This is a genomic window from Carnobacterium alterfunditum DSM 5972 (genome assembly GCF_000744115.1).
Classification (GTDB): Bacteria; Bacillota; Bacilli; order Lactobacillales; family Carnobacteriaceae; genus Carnobacterium_B; species Carnobacterium_B alterfunditum.
On sequence record NZ_JQLG01000004.1, the window covers coordinates 2,211,358 to 2,231,214 of the forward strand.

Below are 19,857 nucleotides of genomic sequence, written 5' to 3' on the forward strand. Positions count from 1 at the left end.
TCTTATAAAAATCCTTGATTAAGCTTCTTCTTTATTTTCACCCATTAATAAACTAGTTAATTTGGTTACTACAGCAGAAATAATTAAACCGACGATAAACTTTTTGATCATTCTTTTCATTTTTAGTGTCCCCCTTAAATAGCTAGCTACGCACAATTTATTATAGCATTTTTCGTTTTTCGAGCCTAATAAAAGGCTTCTTTTGATTATAAGTGCTAAACAAAGGAATAAAAAGAAATAGTATAAATAAAGTATGGAAATCAAAATTTGTTTATTTCTTAAATATTTACTAAAAAAGTTGTTTCTTAGTAAATTTGATAGGTTTTTATACCCTTTTTTGCTACAATGAATAATGTTGAATTACGAAGTGGAGGGAAATACTTGAAAGGCTTATTTAATAAAAGAAATCAAAAAATAAAAGAAATGACGACTGTTTCTTTTAACATTGATGAAACGATTCCACAACATATCGCGATTATTATGGATGGAAATGGACGCTGGGCTAAAAATAAATTTATGCCTCGAATTGCTGGTCATAAAGAGGGCATGAATACTGTTAAAAAAGTAACCAAAAGAGCAAGTCAGATTGGTGTTAAAGTATTATCACTTTACGCATTTTCGACTGAAAATTGGAAACGACCAGATGATGAAGTGAATTTTTTAATGCAATTACCCGTTGATTTTTTCGATACTTTTGTACCTGAATTGATGGAGCAGAATATTAAAGTACAAGTCATAGGATTTATAGACCAACTTCCAAAACATACGCAGGAATCAGTCGAACAGGCAATATCTGTTACCGAAAGGAATACCGGTATGGTGTTAAATTTTGCGCTCAATTATGGGGGACGCAGTGAATTGCTTGAAGCTTCAAAAGCTCTTGCAAAAAAAGTTAAAGCAGGAGAAATCGATGTAGAAGACATTACAGAATCTTTATTTGAAGAATCTTTGATGACTTGTGACTTAAAAGAATATCAAAATGTTGATTTGATGATTCGCACAAGTGGTGAAGAACGGATCAGTAATTTTATGTTATGGCAAAATGCTTATAGTGAGTTTTACTTCTCTCAAGTTCTTTGGCCAGACTTTAATGAGCAAGCTTTAGAACAAGCAATAGGGGTTTATCAAAAAAGACACCGACGTTTTGGAGGATTATAATCAAGATAGGGGGAAATAAAAGTGAAACAACGTATTATTACAGCAATTATCGGTCTTATTCTTTTTGTTCCAGTAGTTTATATGGGTTCTTGGATTTTAGAGCTTGTGGTTGCTGTACTGGGAATAATCGCATTATTTGAACTATTTAGAATGAAGGGTAATAAGATTTTTACAGTAGAAGGCATTATTTCGATCATAGCTTTATTGGGGTTATTGTTACCGCAATATGCAGCAATGATTTTACCAGAATATATGGACACTCAAATGATTTTATATCTTTTTGTATTATTATTATTAGTCTGTACCGTATTCTCAAAAAATAATTTTACATTTGATGATGTAGCGGTTTCAGTTCTAGGGATAATGTACATAGGGTTCGGGTTTAGATTCTTGTTATTAACAAGATATTCAGGGTTAGACTTATTATTATTTGTTTTATTTGTTGTCTGGGCAACAGATATTGGAGCTTACTTGATTGGCAGAAAATTGGGTAAACATAAGCTTGCTCCATCAATCAGTCCAAATAAAACTATCGAAGGAGCTGTAGGTGGCGTAGTCATGGCAATGATCGTAGCATTTATTTATTTGACATACTACCCGCAAAATTACAACATAGGATGGATGTTAGCTTTAACTTTCATTCTCTCAATAGCTGGTCAGTTAGGTGACTTAGTTGAATCTGCATTTAAGCGGTATTACGGTGTAAAAGATTCTGGTAATTTGTTGCCAGGACATGGCGGTATTCTAGACCGGTTTGACAGTTTGCTATTTGTATTGCCGGTCATCTATTATTCAGGTCTGATTTAATCTGCATATCGAATGAAAAAGTAGTTATCCTTTATTGCGATGGCTGCTTTTCTCATATAGCCAATAAATCGATAGTATGTGTAAAATAGTTCTCGAGATGATTTTATTTTTTACTAGCAAAATGAAAGAAGGCGTTCTATCATAAATGTATGCTGAGCGGCAAATACATAGATGAAAGAGGCCTTCTTATGGATAGAATTATAACAAAATTATATGAAATAATAAAGGAATCGAGCGATTTAATCGCTACAGAGGAGTCTATACAACTCTATATGTATGAAGTATTCACTGAATTAGTAGGAGATATCTTCACCCATATGAATCAAGTGATCAAAGAACAAAAACAAGGCGAAGGCTGGAAAGTGAAACGAGACGATTGGAAAACCGTTCAGTTTATTTTTGGTCCTGTTCGTTATCGCCGTACCTTAATGGTCGATCAAGAGAGTCAAAATCATTATCCGCTAGATGACTGGTTAGGCATTCGAAACTACCAACGCCATAGTCCACTCGTAGAAGTGAAAGTAGCAGAACTAGCTAGTAAGTGTACCTACCGGGACACCGCTGAATTATTGAAAGAATGGACGGCAGTCACTATTAGTCACCAAACAGTCGGCAGTCTTCTTAAACGAGTTGGAGGAGCACAAGCACGTGAAGATGAAGAAATGGTAGTAGAACTAGACGAAGCCGTCGAGTTGCCAGAAGGTAAAAAAGTGGACTATTTTTACGCCGAGGCTGATGGCATTTTTGTTCGTGGGACGGAAAAGAGAAAAAGCTTAGAAGTTCGTCATGCGCTACTTTACGAAGGCTGGGAGAAAAATGGAAAGAGAGTCTCCTTAAAGGAGCCTAAAGCGATCATGACGACTAAAAAAACGGCTGGTTTTTGGGCAGAAGTTCAAGCCTTTACTGCGAGTCATTATGCGTTACAACAAGCTCAAGTCATTACCAATAGTGACGGTGGACAAGGCTATACCGCAGACAAATTTCAAGAAGCCTTTTCTCAGTCGAACTATCCTGTAGTCAATCAGTTAGACTCTTATCACATCTTCCAAGGCTTAAATCGCGCGTTTGGTTCACAGACTAGCCTCTTTAAACAGAAGGTCAATCAAGCTTTAAAAACACATGATTTAAATGAGTTAACAATCTGGTTGGATACTTATGAAAGCACACTAGACGAGACACCAGCAGTGGAAAAACTGACTACCTTTAGAACATACGTATTACGGAATTGGGATCGAATTTTCGATTGGCGTGAAAAAGTAGAACAGGTTCCGCAGGACGCAAGAGGTTTAGGCGCAATGGAGTCGAATCAGCGGCATATTTCTTTTCGGATGAAAAAGCGTGGGATGCATTGGAGCGAAGAAGGCTGTGAAGCCATGGTAAAGGTAAAACAAGGCATCTTAAATCACACGTTACGTGACGCCTATCTTCACCAACAAAATAGGAGTACGAGACAACAACGCAAGCTGAAACAAACGGTTCGTTTATCGTCGCTATTGCATCAGAAGACACGTCAGTCGGTTGGTGCAAAGGATGGGACAATGCCGTTGTATGCTTCTCATTCATCAGCAATGGGGAAACTCATAAAAAGTTTTCGTTAATTCCCTTCTGTTTGGGGAAGGTTCCTTGTTTTAGGAACCTTCTCCAAACGGATGGGCCAGCAAACGGCGGAGCCGTGCGGTAGTAGACGAGTGTACAAAAGTAGAACGCCTAAACTAGCAGGATAATAGGACGACCGAGAAAAACTTGACACAGACAAATCGATAAGTCGATTGGTCATTACACTTAAATTATGATAGAATTAAACTTGTTTTATATACAAGATCGATCATAAAAAATTAAAAGAGATTTTTAGAATCAGTTCTTTAAAAGCAAACAAAGGAGAGAGTATATGATCACTACTATTATTACCTTTATTATAGTGTTTAGTATCTTAGTAATTTTCCATGAATTTGGACATTATTATTTTGCAAAAAAAGCAGGCATCTTAGTTAGAGAATTTGCGATTGGATTTGGTCCGAAAATATTTTCTTATCGAAAAGGGGAAACGACATTTACTATTCGTATCTTACCTATAGGCGGATACGTTCGCATGGCTGGATATGAAGAAGAAGCAGACATTAAACCGGGTACACCTATTGGTTTGCTTTTAAATGAAATGAATGAAGTGACTTTAATTAATAATTATAAGAAAAAGCAATTATTAAATGCAGTCCCAATGGAAATCAGTTCAATTGATTTAGAAAATAAATTATATGTTGAAGGCTATATAGCTGGAGATGAAACCAATCTAGTTCGCTATCCAGTATTAAGAAATGCAATGATTATTGAAGAGGATGGAACAGAAGTCCAAATTGCACCGCTTGATGTTCAATTTCAATCGGCTAGTCTGCCTAAAAGAATGATGACAAACTTTGCTGGACCAATGAACAACATTATTCTAGCGATAGTTGCCTTCATTGTACTTGCCTTCTTACAAGGTGGGGTAGTCAGCCAAGAAAATACTTTGGGTACGATCATGCCAGATAGTGTTGCAGAAGAAGCTGGTTTAAAAGCAGGCGATCGAGTGGTTCAAATTGATGATGAAAAAGTTACCAGCTGGTTTGAAATGGTAGAAATCGTTCGAGTCAATCCAGAGACTGAATTGACTTTTCACATTGAATCAACTGAGGGTACTGAAAAATTAGTGCCGATAACCCCTGTCGCTAATGAAGCAGCTGATGGAACAGAAGTCGGTCAGATCGGTGTCCAAGCTGCATTGAAAACTTCATTATGGGATAAAATCAGTTTTGGTTTTTCTCAAACTTGGTTTTTAATGATCCAATTATTTACAATACTCGGTTCGATGTTTACAAAAGGCTTTTCAATTGATATGTTTGGCGGTCCAGTTGCTATCTATGCAGCAACAGAATCAGTTGTTCAAGTGGGTCTAATAGCAATAGTCAATTGGTTAGCAGTATTAAGTGTTAATTTAGGAATCGTAAACATGCTGCCTATTCCAGGTCTTGATGGTGGAAAACTGCTGTTAAATATCGTAGAAGGCATCCGGAGAAAGCCTTTAAGCGAAGAAAAAGAAGGCATCATCACTTTGATCGGTATCGGTTTACTATTATTGTTGATGGTATTAGTTACATGGAATGATATCCAAACATATTTTTTTAATTAAGCATAAAAACTATTAGGTAAAGATGAATTTAACGTATCAAAAAGGAGATAGCAAATAATGAAACAATCAAAAGTATTTATCCCAACTCTAAGAGATGTACCTAATGAGGCAGAGGTTTTAAGCCATAAAATGTTATTAAGAGCTGGATATATCAGACAAATTTCAAGTGGTGTATACAGCTATTTGCCATTAGCAACTCGCGTGATAGAAAAAATAAAAACTATTATGCGTGAAGAATTCGAAAAAATCGACGCTGTTGAGATGTTGATGCCTTCTCTTTTACCTCGTGAATTATGGGAAGAGTCAGGACGTTACGAAACATATGGCGAAGACTTGATGAAATTACAAGATCGTCATGGTCGCGACTATCTCTTAGGACCTACTCATGAAGAAGCCTTCACAACTTTGATACGTGATGAAATCACATCATACAAACGTTTGCCGCTCTCTTTGTATCAAATCCAAACAAAGTTTCGTGATGAAAAACGTCCTCGTTCTGGATTGCTAAGAGGCAGAGAATTTATTATGAAAGATGCGTATTCTTTTCATGATAGTTTCGAAAGTCTAGATGAAACCTACCAAGAATTCGAAAAAGCTTATACGAGAATATTTGAACGTTGTGGTCTGGATTTCAGAAATATTATTGGAGATGCAGGCGCAATGGGCGGAAGCAATTCTAAAGAATTTATGGCACTATCAGACATTGGAGAAGACACTATCGTCTACTCAGATTCAAGTGACTATTCAGCTAACTTAGAAATGGCTACCAGTCTCCATATGCGTAAAAAATCACTCGAAAATGAAAAAGGATTGGAAAAAGTTGAAACACCGAATAGTAAAACAATTTCTGAAGTTTCAGCATTCCTAGAAGTTGAGCCAGAAAAAGTGCTGAAGAGCTTATTATTTATTGCAGATGAAAAACCTGTTTTAGTTATTGTTCGAGGTGATCATGAAGTAAATGAGGTCAAGTTAAAAAATCATCTTGATACAACCTTTTTAGAATTGGCAACGGAAGAAGAAACGGTAAACTATTTAGGCGTAAATACTGGTTCGATAGGACCGGTTGGGATCAGTGAAGAGTTCAGGGTCATTGCAGATGTTTTTGTCCAAGATATGGTGAATGCTGTTGCTGGAGCTAACGAAAATGGCCAACACTACTTAAATGTAAACTTAGAACGTGATTCACATGTTGAAGCATATGTTGATTTACGATTTGTTCAAGAGGGCGAACTATCTCCTGATGGACAAGGGGTATTGAAATTTGCAAAAGGGATCGAAATTGGTCATATTTTTAAATTAGGAACACGTTATTCTGAAGCGATGAACGCTACAGTTTTAAACAATAACGGACGTTCTATTCCAGTAGTTATGGGTTGTTATGGAATTGGTGTCAGCCGTTTACTGTCAGCTATCACAGAGCAGCAGTCTAATGAGGAAGGTCTGAATTGGCCAAGACATCTCTCACCATATGAACTTCATTTGATCCCTATCAATATGAAAGCAGAAGATCAAGTTAGTTTATCAAATGAATTATATGATTCTTTACAAAATGCTGGGTTTTCTGTTTTACTTGACGACCGTAATGAACGAGCAGGTGTGAAATTCAAAGATTCAGATCTAATTGGATTGCCTATCCGTATAACAGTAGGTAAAAAAGCTCAAGAAAATATCGTTGAATTAAAGCTCAAAAAAACCGGAGAAGCTTTAGAGGTACGTACAGACGAATTAATCGATACGTTAAATATCCTGCTAAGTTCTATCTAATAGCATAAAAATATTACTGTGAAAGGAGTTCAAACAAGTACGTTTATACACTTGTCTGCACTCCTTTTGCAATTGTTTATTCTATTGATGATTGTGTTTCTTTAATTGTACCTTAGCAAGTGAAAGGAGTTTCTCATGAGTTTAAACCAAGAAGAATTATTTCAAAAATTATTAGAACAAGTAGGCTTACAGCATGAAGAACGCTATAAATCTTATTTTTCTCAAGCAAAAATCTTAAAAGTTACCGTTCATAAATTGTCAAAATCTTGGAATTTCCATTTGCAATTTCAAGATATTTTACCTTTTGAAATATATCAAAACCTTTCAGAAAAAATGCAATTGGCTTTTCATTCAATTGCAAGTGTCCAAGTAACTATTGATACGTTACAGCCAGTGCTGACGATTGAAAAATTGGAACATTACTGGTCAGCTGCAGTAAAGTTAAGCGAAGTTTCTTCACCAATCTGCGACAGACCGTTCAGAGAGCAGTTTCCGCTTTTAAACGGGAAAAAAATTCAATTCCATGTTGAAAATGAAGTTGTAAAAAGTCATTTGATGAATCAATATCTTCCCCCTGTTGAAGAAGCTTATGCTTCTTTAGGATTTCCAAAATTTAAAATCGAACCGGTTATTGATGAAGAAGCACATTTGAAAAAGATAGCAGAATTCCAAGCGAAAAAAGAAGAATCTGAAACACTTTTGGCGATTCGCGCGAATGAAAATATCCAAAAAGCCGAACAAGAAAAAAAACAAAATAAAAATCAAGTTCAAGCTCATAAAGGACAAGTCGTTTTAGGGCGGAAAATCACAGCAAAAGAAGAAATCAAATTGATGGATCAAATTATCGAAGAAGAACGCCGCGTAACCATAGAAGGCTATGTATTTGATGTCGAAGTGCGTGTATTAAGATCTGAAAGACAGTTGCTGATCCTGAAAATGACTGACTATACGTCTTCTTTTTCAGTGAAGAAATTCTCGAATACTCCTGAAGACGAAGCCGCATTTGCAGCAATCAAGAAGGGGATGTGGATCCGAGCAAGAGGAAGCGTCCAAGAAGATAACTTTATGCGGGATTTAGTGTTGAATGCTCAAGATATTACTGAATGGGAGCATGAAACGCGTAAAGATACAGCCCCAGAAGACAATAAACGTGTAGAGCTGCATTTGCACAGCAACATGAGCCAAATGGATGCAATCGATACTGTTACAGATTTGGTTGATCAAGCAGCTAAATGGGGACATAAGGCTGTTGCGATAACCGATCATTTTGGTGCTCAATCTTTTCCAGATGCTTTTCATGCAGGCCAAAAAAACGGAGTGAAAATTCTTTATGGAATAGAAGCCAATATTGTTGATGACGGCGTGCCTATTGCATATAATGCTGAGCATATTGAATTGACTGACGCTACATACGTTATTTTTGACGTAGAAACGACCGGTCTTTCAGCTGTATACAACACCATTATTGAGTTATCTGCGGTTAAAATGCATAAAGGGAATGTCATTGAATCATTCGAGCAATTTATTGATCCTGGACATCCATTATCACAAACTACGATCAATTTAACCGGTATTACCGATGAAATGGTCCATGGTTCAAAATCTGAAGAAGAAGTTTTGAACTTGTTTAAGGCCTTTGCTGGAGATTTAATTTTAGTTGCTCATAATGCTAGTTTTGATATGGGATTTCTAAATACGAGTAATGCTAAATACGATATACCTGATGCTGTAAATCCAGTAATCGATACGTTAGAGCTGTCACGTTTTTTACATCCGCAATTTAAAGGTCATCGTTTGAACACATTAGCAAAAAAATATGGTATTACTTTAGAACAACACCATCGCGCTATTTATGATGCTGAAACGACTGGACAATTATGCTGGCTTTTTCTAAAAGAGGCTAGAGAAGAGCATGACATGTTTTATCATGATCAATTAAATGATCATATTGGAGAAGGCGATACCTATAAACGGGCTCGGCCATTTCATGCAACTATTATTGCAACCTCTCAAGCAGGGTTGAAAAATCTTTTTAAATTGATTTCTTCATCCATGGTCGACTACTTCTTTCGAACGGCACGATTGCCGCGTTCTGAATTGAACAAACTACGAGAAGGCTTAATTATCGGTACAGCTTGTAGTCAAGGAGAAGTTTTTGAAGCCATGATGCAAAAAGGATACGATGAAGCAAAAAATAAAGCAAAATTTTATGATTACATTGAAGTTATGCCAAAAGAAGTTTATGCTCCTTTGATCGAAAAAGAATTGGTGAAAGATGAATCAGATTTGGAAGAAATTATTCGTAATCTCGTTAAAATTGGTGAGGAACTAAATATTCCAGTAGTTGCAACGGGAAATGTACATTATTTGAATCCTGAAGACCGTATTTATCGTAAAATATTGATCAATTCTCAAGGTGGAGCCAATCCTCTGAACCGTTCTGAACTGCCTGAAGTCCATTTTAGAACAACAACGGAGATGTTAGAGACTTTCTCATTTTTAGGAGAAGAAACAGCACAGCAAATCGTTGTCAAAAATACACATAAAATTGCAGATATGGTGGATGAGTCTATCACACCAATAAAAACGGATCTTTACACTCCAAAAATTGAGGGCTCAGAAGATGAAATACGTCAATTGAGTTATGATGAAGCGCATCGATTATATGGCAATCCATTACCGGAAATCATTGAAAAAAGAATCGAAAAAGAACTGAATAGTATCATCGGAAATGGCTTCTCGGTTATTTACTTGATTTCGCAAAAATTGGTTCATAAAAGTATGTCAGATGGCTATTTGGTGGGTTCTCGGGGTTCTGTAGGATCTAGTTTTGTTGCAACAATGACTGGTATCACAGAAGTAAATCCAATGCCGCCGCACTATAGTTGTCCTAATTGTCAGTATTCCGAGTTTTTTACAGACGGTTCAGTAGGTTCGGGATATGATCTTCCAGATAAAAATTGCCCAGCATGTGAAGCTCGTCTGCACAAAGATGGACATGATATCCCATTTGAAACATTCTTAGGATTTTATGGAGATAAAGTACCAGATATTGATTTAAATTTTTCAGGCGATTATCAATCGAAAGCACATAATTACACGAAGGAACTGTTTGGTGAAGAATATGTATTTCGTGCTGGAACAATTGGTACTGTGGCTGACAGAACGGCATTCGGTTATGTAAAAGGATATGAACGAGATAACAATTTAACCTTACGCGCTGCAGAAATCGACCGTTTAGCAAAAGGATTTACAGGAGTTAAAAGAACTACTGGCCAGCATCCCGGAGGTATTATCGTTATCCCAGATTATATGGATGTATATGACTTTACACCAATTCAATTTCCAGCTGATGCACAAGATTCAGAATGGAAAACAACGCATTTTGATTTCCATTCTATTCACGATAATGTCTTGAAATTAGATATACTTGGTCATGATGATCCAACGGTTATCCGAATGTTGCAAGATTTATCTGGGATCGATCCTAAAACTATTCCTACTGATGATCCGGAAGTAATGAAAATTTTTGGTGGGACTGAAGTTCTTGGAGTAACTCCGGAACAAATCCAATCGAAAACAGGTACGCTAGGTATTCCAGAATTTGGTACACGTTTTGTTAGAGGAATGTTAGAAGAAACGTTGCCGACAACATTTGCTGAATTGCTGCAAATATCTGGATTATCACATGGAACGGATGTATGGTTAGGAAATGCGGAAGAGTTGATCCGAATGAATGATATCCCTTTGTCAGAAGTTATCGGTTGTCGTGATGATATTATGGTTTATCTGATCCATAATGGGTTAGAAGATGGTTTAGCTTTCAAAATAATGGAATCCGTTCGTAAAGGAAAAGGAATTCCTGATGATTGGCAAAAAGCTATGCGAGATGAAAATATTCCCGAGTGGTATATCGAATCTTGTTTGAAAATCAAGTATATGTTTCCTAAAGCCCATGCTGCAGCTTATGTTCTAATGGCTTTACGTGTAGCTTATTACAAAGTCCATTTTCCAATACTTTATTATGCTGCCTATTTCTCTGTACGTGCAGATGATTTTGATTTAGTGGCTATGGCAAAAGGGAAAGATAGCATAAAAGAAAAAATGAAAGAAATCACTGATAAAGGGCTAGATGCTTCAACTAAAGAAAAGAATCTTTTAACTGTTTTGGAATTAAGTAATGAAATGGTTGAACGGGGATTTAATTTTAAAATGGTAGATTTAACAAAATCAGATGCATCTGATTTTGTTATTGAAGGCAATTCGCTGATTGCACCGTTAAGGGCCGTACCAAGTTTAGGAGCCAACGTTGCTAAACAAATTATTGAAGCAAGAAAAGATAAACCGTTCCTTTCAAAAGAAGATTTAGCTAAAAGAGGCAAAGTTTCTAAAACAGTTATTGAGTATTTAAATGAGAACGGAGTATTAAAGGGATTGCCTGATGAAAATCAATTGTCATTATTTGATCTCTTCTAATGATCCACTCTCGATCCATCTGGATCAGAATATTTTTCTAGTTGAAAATCAACTAGAAAGACTTACTTGATAGTGTTTTGTTGCTTATTACTTGATTTTATGGTATCATTTATTTGGATTTAGATATTCTGTTGAGAGTGAGCGGTAACGCTCACTCTTTTTCGGCAGTAAGTTAGAAAACTAACTATAAGGAGGCGAAAAAGTTGAGTAATGTTGTAGAAGCAATAACTGAAATCGTGCAACCTATTGTTGAAAGAAATCAGTTTGAATTAGCAGATATAGAGTTCATAAAAGAAGGCAAAAATTGGTTCTTAAGGGTTTATATTGATAAGCCAGAAGGAATTGATTTAGAGGATTGCGCACTAGTTAGTGAACAAATAAGCGAACATATGGATAAAATCAATCCAGATCCTATCCCACAAGCATACTTCTTGGAGGTTTCATCTCCTGGAGCTGAAAGACCATTAAAAAAAGAAGAAGATTATATAAATGCAGTTGGAGAATACATCCATATTTCTTTATATGAACCTGTAGATGGTGAAAAAACATATGAAGGTACATTAAAAGAAATTAATGATGAAACGTTAATATTGACTATTCGCATTAAAACAAGAGTAAAAGATATTGAGTTCAACCGAAAAATAATTGCGAAAGCTAGAAGAGCCATTCAATTTTAATTAAATGATTGTTAGAGATAGGAGAGAAGTGAAAAATGAGCAAAGAAATGTTAAATGCTCTTGATGCTTTAGAACAAGAAAAAGGAATTTCTAAAGAATTCGTTGTTGAAGCGTTAGAGATTGCTTTAATTTCAGCTTACAAAAAAAATTATGGCCAAGCACAAAATGTTGAGGTCGAATTTGATTTAAAAAAAGGAAATATTCATGTTTATTCTGTGAAAGAAGTTGCAGATGTCGTTTATGACTCTCGTCTTGAAGTAGGCATTGAAGAAGCTTTAGAATTAAATAAAGCTTATGAATTAGGTGATAAAATTCGTTTTGAAGTGACACCAAAAGATTTTGGAAGAATTGCCGCTCAAACCGCTAAACAAGTTATCATGCAACGCGTAAGAGAAGCAGAAAGAAATATTATCTACAATGAATTTATTACTTATGAAAATGATATCATGCAAGGTATTGTTGAGCGACAAGATCATCGCTATATCTATGTTAATTTAGGGAAGATCGAAGCTGTTTTATCTAAACAAGAACAAATCCCTAATGAAGTATATAAACCTCATGATCGGATAAAAGTTTACGTGACAAAAGTTGAGAATACGTCAAAAGGACCGCAAATATTTGTTAGCCGTAGTCATCCCGATTTATTGAAACGACTATTTGAACAAGAAGTTCCTGAAATCTATGATGGAGTTGTTGAAATCGTTTCTATTGCTAGAGAAGCTGGAGACCGTGCTAAAGTAGCTGTTCGTTCTAGAGATGAACACATTGATCCAGTTGGAACATGTGTTGGGCCTAAAGGACAACGTGTGCAAGCTATCGTGAATGAGCTGAAAGGTGAAAACATGGATATAGTAGAATGGAATTCTGATCCTGCAACTTATATCGGAAATGCTTTGAATCCTGCTCAAGTTGTCAATGTCACTTTCAACGAAGCTGCTGGCAGCTGTTTGGTAGTTGTTCCAGATTACCAATTATCTCTTGCTATTGGTAAGCGAGGACAAAATGCTCGACTAGCGGCTAAGCTGACCGGATACAAGATCGATATCAAATCTGAAACAGACATGAATGCTATAAATATGGCTAAAGAAGAAGTTGGATTAGAAAAAGATGTTGAGTATTCTAAAGTCATTGAAGCTATTGAAAGTCAAGAGCAAGAAATGGACGAAGAAAAAATCATCGAATCTGTTGAAGATCTAGACACTCAATTTGACGAAATCCTGATTGATGCTGATGTTGAAGAAGGCAATTTAGATCCTGAAGCAACTGAAGAATTGATTGAATTAGCTGAAGAACGAGATAACAAGGAAGACTAACAAGAGGTGAAGATAATGCCGAAACGTAAAATTCCTATGCGGAAATGCGTCATTTCCAATGAAATGAAACCTAAAAAAGACATGATTCGAATTGTTATAAATAAAGAAAATCAAGTAGCTATCGATCCAAGCGGGAAACTGCCAGGACGAGGAGCATATGTTTCAATAGAACCTGAAATCGTGCAATCTGCATGGGACAGGCATGTGCTAGATAAGGTATTAGGGACAACTTTGGATGATATTTTTTATCAAGAACTATTAGATTATGTTACACATCAAAAAGCTAGGATGAGTTTATGATAGAGGAACAAAAGGTATTGAATCTTTTAGGCATGGCAACAAGAGCGGGAAAGCTTACAACTGGAGAAGATTTAAGTATCAAAGAAATCAGAAACCAATCTGCTAAAATCGTGATTGTAGCTACTGATGCAAGTGAAAATACTAAGAAAAAAGTCTCGGATAAGTGCAATTATTATCATATTCCTTTTATAATTCACTTTACGAGAAGTGAATTAAGCCAAGCAATAGGAAAAGAACGAACAATTTGTACCATCACGGATAATGGCTTTGGAAAAAAATTCCGAGAATTATTATCAATTTAATTGGAGGGGAATAACATGGCTAAAAAACGTGTATATGAGTATGCCAAAGAATTAGATGTACCAACTAAAAGTGTTATTAGTAAAGCGAAAGAACTTGGAATTGACTACAACAGCCATATGTCTTCAATGGAAGACAAGCAAGTTGAACAGCTAAATCAAATTTTTGTTTCGAATAAAGAAAGTAACGCAACCTCTAGTAAAAGTATCCAAAAAGAAACAACAGGTACTTCAAGTATAAAAAATCAAAAAGGTGGTAATCCTATAACGAATCCGAAGAATCAATCCAATCAACCAAACCGTCCAGCGGCGAAAGAAAATCAAACTGCAACAAATAAACCGGCTGCAACAAATAAACCAGCAGCAACAAGCAAACCAGCAGCAAGTAAACCAGCAGCAAGTAAACCAGCAGCAAATAAACCAGCAGCAAATAAACCAGCAGCAACAAGCAAACCAGCAGCAAGTAAACCAGCAACAAGTACTCCAGCAGCTCAAACAGGTGCAACAAGCCAGGCGCCACAACGCGCTGCACAAGGGGGCAATAAGAACAAACGCTCAGGTAACAGACCTTTTAACCGTGGAAGTGTAGGAACGCATGGTGGATTTAATAAACGTAAGAGAAAAGGTAAAAAAGGTGAAACTAAACCGGTTGCACCTCCAGTAGCGCGTAAATTCAAAGAATTACCAGAAGTACTTTCTTATACGGATGGTATGACTGTAGCGGATATTTCTAAAAAGATTTACCGTGAACCAGCTGAAATTATCAAAAAACTATTCATGCTAGGTGTCGTAGCAACGTTAAACCAAAGTTTAGGCAAAGAAGCTATTGAATTATTAGCTGAAGAGTATGGAATTAAAGCAGAAGAAAAAATTCAAGTAGACGTTTCTGATTTAGATGTTTATTTTGATCAAGAAGTTGTTGAAGAAAATCTTACAGCTCGTCCACCAGTAGTAACGATCATGGGTCACGTTGACCATGGTAAAACAACACTGTTAGACTCACTTAGAAACACAAAAGTAAGTTTAGGCGAAGCCGGCGGGATCACACAACATATTGGTGCTTATCAAGTTGATGTTGATGGAAAAATCATCACTTTCTTAGATACACCAGGACATGCTGCGTTTACAACAATGCGTGCTCGTGGAGCAGACGTAACAGATATCACGATTATTGTTGTAGCTGCAGATGATGGCGTTATGCCGCAAACAGTTGAAGCTATTAATCATGCTAAGGCTGCAGAAGTTCCAATTATCGTAGCTGTCAACAAAGTTGATAAACCGGATGCAAATCCTGAACGTGTAATGCAAGAATTAACTGAATATGGTTTAGTTCCAGAAAAATGGGGCGGAGATACTATATTCGTTGAAATTTCAGCTTTATTAGGACAAAACTTAGAAGAATTATTAGAAATGATCCTGCTTGTTGCTGAAGTTGAAGATTTAAAAGCAGATCCTAAACGCTTGGCACTTGGTACGGTTATTGAAGCACGTTTAGATAAATCAAAAGGTCCAATTGCAACCTTGCTTGTTCAAGAAGGTACGCTGAATGTAGGAGATCCAATCGTAGTTGGAAATACCTACGGACGTGTCCGTGTAATGGTCAACGAAAATGGTCGTCGTGTAAAACATGCTGGACCTTCTGCTCCAGTTGAAATTACTGGATTGAACACTGCTCCTCAAGCTGGAGATCAGTTTGTTGTCTTTGAAGATGAAAAGACAGCTCGTGCAGCAGGAGAAACACGTGAGAAGAAAGCAATGGCTGAACAACGTTCGGTAACGAATCGTGTAACGATCGATAACTTATTCTCTAGTTTGCAAGAAGGAGAATTAAAAGAAGTAAATGTTATCATAAAAGCAGATGTACAAGGTTCTGCAGAAGCATTATCTTCAAGTTTGCAAAAAATTGATGTAGAAGGCGTACGTGTGAAAATGATTCATACTGCAGTTGGAGCAATTAACGAAAGTGATGTTACTTTAGCAGCAGCAAGTAATGCGATCATTATTGGTTTTAACGTTCGTCCGACTCCACAAGCTAAAGTTCAAGCTGATCAAGAACAAGTTGATATTCGTTTGCACCGTATCATATACAATGCGATCGATGAAATTGAAACAGCTATGAAAGGTCTATTAGACCCTGAATACGAAGAAAAAATAACAGGACAAGCTGTTGTTCGTGAGACATTTACAGTATCTAAAGTAGGTACGATTGCTGGTGGATTCGTTACAGATGGTACTATCAAGCGTAGCAGCGGTATCCGATTGATTCGCGACAATATCGTAATTTTTGAAGGCGAATTGGCAAGTTTGAAACGCTTTAAAGATGACGCTAAAGAAGTGAAAAAAGGTTTTGAATGTGGCTTTATGATCAAAGATTACAACGAAGTTAAAGTGGATGACGTTATTGAAGCTTATGAAATGGTTGAAATTAAACGTAAGTAATACGTAAGAAAGAAGGGTTAAATATGGCAAATCATAGAATTGGCCGTGTTTCACAAGAAATTCAAAAAGAAGTAAATGATATCTTGCAGAAACGCGTGAAAGATCCCCGAGTTGCTAATGTAAATATAACCGATGTACGTGTAACCGGTGATCTTCAACAAGCAACTATTTTCTATAGTATTTTATCTGACAAAGCTAGTGATCGTGAAAGAACACAATTAGGCTTAGATAAGGCTTCTGGATTAGTTAGAAGTGAATTAGGCAAACGTTTGACACTCTACAAAACACCAGAAATAAGTTTTGAGCGAGATGCATCTGTTGAATATGGAAGTCATATCGATGAATTATTGCGTAATTTAAATAAAGACTAATAAAAAATCTCATTTTAAAGGCTCTACGTCAAATGGTGTGGATGAGCTAAATTTAGTTGGAAATAACGTCTTGTTTAAGCAGCGTGAGAGAATCTTCTCGCGCTGCTTTTTTTTGCTTTAAAACTAATCAAAATACGACATCTAAAGTTCTGAAAATTCCGATAACCATAAGCAACCCGTTTGATGACTTTTATTTTATTGATTGACCCTTCTAAAGCACCGTTAGAATAGGGATACATAAAAGTATGTTTTATCCTAGGCAAGTGTTTACGCAGGGTTTTAAGGGCAGTCTGCATAAAAGGAGATAACTCTTTAGGAGAAGCCTTAAGTACAAGGTTTTTAAACCCTTTATAGTCATTTTTTTTAGAATAATAAAGAAGATTTTGATACAAATCATACGTCGCTTTAAGAGTCTCGTCGAGCGTAAGTAGGTAGTCGATGATTTCTGTATTCGGTAAAGGTTTTTTAAAGAGTCGTTGATAGCGGTAATCCTTAAAATTTAAGTCGTCTGAATCCTTTAACAGGAGTTGCCAGTACCTTTTAAATTTTCTGTAATTCTTTAAATCTTCTGAATTAGAGGTATGGAATTGTTTCATTGTTTGAACTCTGGTTTGATTCAACGAGCGTGATATCAACTGAACGATATGGAAACGGTCAATGATCACTTTAGCATTAGGAAAGAGATCTTTAACTAATGTAAAGTAGGCCGCGTTCATGTCTACGACAATCGTTTTTACGTTCATCCTCGTCTTATAGGGATAGCGAAGAAAGTGACGGCGTAAAGCTAGTAGCAGCCGAGTTGGCAAGATATCGATTGGTTCATGTGTGTCTGCATTCGAATAAATAAAGCTCATTTTTCCTTCGACGTTTTTAACGGATTGAAATTCATCGAAAGAGAGGTGTTGCGGCAAGGATTTGAAGGTATTTTTAACAGACTGATTGAGTTGTTTCAAGACTCTGTCTACAGTGGTAGGAGAAACAAAATGCCGTTTAGACAGGTCTTTTATAGAAATAGTGTCGGCTAATTCAACCGCGATAGACTGTTTGACCCGTTTAGCGATGAAGCAACCTTCTTCAATTTCAGGAGAACGTGCAACAAAGGTAACACCGCATGCTCTACAAAGAAACCGCTGCTTCTTTAATCGAATAGACGTTGCATAATGAGTCGAACTGACCCATTTAACCCTAGAGGTTAAATACCCATTCTTTACAATAGAGTAGGCGTGGTTCTTCATCCCACAACACTCACAGTGAGTGGGTTTGTACGTTAAAGTGGCATAGAAAACTTTTGATCTGAACCCTTTGATTCGTTTCTCCTCGCAAAATTTTTCATCAAAAAAGATATTTTTATCTTTTAAATCAAGTGCAGTTCGGATACAATTATTATGAGACATATGAATTTTCCTTTCTAGTGGGTTGTCGTGACTTTATTCTAACTGGAAAATTCATTTGTTTCTATTTTTTTATAAAAAAATAGGTGCGAATGAATTTCTTCATCCACACCAAAAATTATACAGCCATTTTAAACCTCCAAAGGGCAACCCTTTGGAGGTTTTTTTAATTGAAAAATCAAAATACAACAGGGAGAAAAGTCTTTTAAAAATCAAATAGTTATCTGAGGTGGTATAATAAAAGTGAAAGGAGAGCTGAGAACCTAGAGGGAAAAATGCATTGGAAAAACTTACTTAAAAAAATAAAGGGGTGAGTAACATGCGTTTAAAAATTGGATTGGCTAGTCTTCTACTGACACTAATGCTCTTATTCAGTTTAACTTTCGCTTTACCGGTCACTGCTGCCAGCTCTCAATATATAACTAAAGGGAATACAACATCTAAAATGGTCGCTTTTACGTTTGATGATGGTTCAGATGGCAAAAATACTACTAAAATTTTACAGATTTTAAGCGCAAATAAAATCAAAGCTACTTTTTTCATTACTGGTAAAGCAGCAGAAAATCATCCGCAATTGATCAAAAATATTGCTGACCAAGGGCATCAATTTGGCAATCACTCATACTCTCATCCTGACTTTACTAAAATAAGTGCAGCTCAGATCAAAACGGAATTAGATAAAGGGGAAGCTGTTATTAAAAATATTAGTGGAAAGACTACTAAACCCTATTTTCGTGCACCTTTTGGCTCAATGAATGCCGCTTCATTGTTAGCGGTTGGTAATTTGGGCTATACAAAAACGATTGGCTGGACGATTGATACAGTCGATTGGAAAGGGGTCTCTTCTAGTGAGATCACGAATAAAGTTGTAAATAATGCAACTCCAGGAATGATTGTTTTGATGCATACAGGAGAAGGTGCTACAGGTACCCCAGGAGCACTCCAAAATATGATCAACCAATTGAAGGCTAAAGGATACACCTTTGTTACGATCAGCCAAATGCTGTCTACTGGCACGCAAACAGCTACTAGTGGCCAACACATTGTCAAATCAGGTGAGACTTTAACTAAGATCGCCAGTCTTTATGGAGTGACTGTTCAACAATTGGCAACAGCTAATAAGTTAACCAATATAAACGTGATTCGTGTCGGCCAAATTCTTATCATTCCGACTACTAACTATACCGTTAAAGCAGGTGATACCTTAACCAAAATTGCTAATGCATATAATGTAACCGTTCAACAGTTAGTGGCTGCCAATAACTTGACCAATCCTAATATACTGAAAATAGGCCAAACGATAAAAATTCCTGCTAAAACTGGTACGATTGTTCCACAACCGGTACCAACGACAATCAATTACACCGTTAAGGCTGGAGATACTCTTTACAGCATTGCTAAAAGATATGGCGTGACTGTTCAATCGATCGTCACAGCAAACAAATTAGCCAGTGCGAATGTAATAATGGTCGGTCAAATCCTGAAAATCCCTGCTAGTACCGGTACGATCGTTCCAAAACCGGTACCAACAACAGTCAATTATACCGTTAAGGCTGGAGATACTCTTTACAGCATTGCTAAAAGATACGGCGTGACTGTTCAATCGATCGTCACTATAAATAAATTGGCTAGTGCGAATGTAATAAAGATTGGTCAAGTCTTAAAAATACCCACAGTCTAATACTGCTAGGCAATAGAA

13 protein-coding genes and 1 pseudogene are annotated in these 19,857 nt (G+C 36.5%); 13 read left to right on the forward strand and 1 reads right to left on the reverse strand.

The features are described from left to right. Positions 1-381 precede the first annotated feature (381 nt). From uppS to rbfA, 12 genes and pseudogenes are all read left to right on the forward strand, one after another. A complete protein-coding gene (gene uppS, locus BR50_RS10885) occupies positions 382-1,158 on the forward strand; it encodes an undecaprenyl pyrophosphate synthase (protein ID WP_034548597.1) in 777 nt (258 codons plus the stop codon). A 21-nt stretch (positions 1,159-1,179) separates the two neighbouring features. Next, positions 1,180-1,965 carry a phosphatidate cytidylyltransferase gene (locus tag BR50_RS10890; RefSeq protein ID WP_034548598.1) on the forward strand — a complete coding sequence of 262 codons (786 nt, stop codon included), beginning with the start codon at positions 1,180-1,182 and terminating at the stop codon, positions 1,963-1,965. A gap of 188 nt (positions 1,966-2,153) precedes the next feature. Beyond that, a complete protein-coding gene (locus tag BR50_RS10895) occupies positions 2,154-3,563 on the forward strand; it encodes an ISLre2 family transposase (protein ID WP_034545297.1) in 1,410 nt (469 codons plus the stop codon). Between the two features lie 293 nt (positions 3,564-3,856). Beyond that, on the forward strand, positions 3,857-5,128 hold the full coding sequence (gene rseP, locus BR50_RS10900; protein ID WP_281247049.1) for an RIP metalloprotease RseP: 1,272 nt from the start codon (positions 3,857-3,859) through the stop codon (positions 5,126-5,128). A 57-nt stretch (positions 5,129-5,185) separates the two neighbouring features. Beyond that, complete coding sequence (locus tag BR50_RS10905; protein ID WP_034548601.1) at positions 5,186-6,892, forward strand: proline--tRNA ligase; 1,707 nt, start codon at positions 5,186-5,188, stop codon at positions 6,890-6,892. A 135-nt stretch (positions 6,893-7,027) separates the two neighbouring features. Continuing rightward, positions 7,028-11,368: a PolC-type DNA polymerase III gene (locus BR50_RS10910; RefSeq protein WP_034548602.1), complete on the forward strand. Its 4,341-nt coding sequence runs from the start codon at positions 7,028-7,030 to the stop codon at positions 11,366-11,368. Positions 11,369-11,571: 203 nt separating this feature from the next. Continuing rightward, positions 11,572-12,045 (forward strand): ribosome maturation factor RimP, encoded by a 474-nt coding sequence (rimP, locus tag BR50_RS10915; protein WP_034548604.1) that lies wholly within the window; start codon positions 11,572-11,574, stop codon positions 12,043-12,045. Positions 12,046-12,080: 35 nt separating this feature from the next. Beyond that, a pseudogene (nusA, locus tag BR50_RS10920) lies at positions 12,081-13,110 on the forward strand (transcription termination factor NusA); the annotation flags it as partial. Positions 13,111-13,373: 263 nt separating this feature from the next. Beyond that, the gene (gene rnpM, locus BR50_RS10925) at positions 13,374-13,658 is read left to right on the forward strand and encodes an RNase P modulator RnpM (RefSeq protein WP_034548606.1); all 285 of its coding nucleotides are present in this window, start codon (positions 13,374-13,376) and stop codon (positions 13,656-13,658) included. Then, entirely contained in the window at positions 13,655-13,960 is a 306-nt protein-coding gene (locus BR50_RS10930; protein WP_081884500.1) for a YlxQ-related RNA-binding protein, read from the forward strand. Before rnpM ends, BR50_RS10930 begins: the two co-directional genes overlap by 4 nt. Positions 13,961-13,975: 15 nt before the next feature. Further along, positions 13,976-16,396, forward strand: coding sequence for a translation initiation factor IF-2 (gene infB, locus BR50_RS10935; protein ID WP_034548607.1), 2,421 nt, complete (start codon positions 13,976-13,978; stop codon positions 16,394-16,396). Between the two features lie 23 nt (positions 16,397-16,419). Beyond that, positions 16,420-16,767 (forward strand): 30S ribosome-binding factor RbfA, encoded by a 348-nt coding sequence (rbfA, locus tag BR50_RS10940; protein ID WP_034548609.1) that lies wholly within the window; start codon positions 16,420-16,422, stop codon positions 16,765-16,767. Between the two features lie 74 nt (positions 16,768-16,841). Here rbfA and BR50_RS10945 read toward each other — a convergent pair whose 3' ends face one another. Next, on the reverse strand, positions 16,842-18,161 hold the full coding sequence (locus tag BR50_RS10945) for an ISL3 family transposase (RefSeq protein ID WP_034546213.1): 1,320 nt from the start codon (positions 18,159-18,161) through the stop codon (positions 16,842-16,844). A 316-nt stretch (positions 18,162-18,477) separates the two neighbouring features. Here BR50_RS10945 and BR50_RS10950 point away from each other — a divergent pair, with 316 nt between their 5' ends. Continuing rightward, positions 18,478-19,839 (forward strand): LysM peptidoglycan-binding domain-containing protein, encoded by a 1,362-nt coding sequence (locus BR50_RS10950; RefSeq protein ID WP_170206181.1) that lies wholly within the window; start codon positions 18,478-18,480, stop codon positions 19,837-19,839. Positions 19,840-19,857 lie beyond the last annotated feature (18 nt).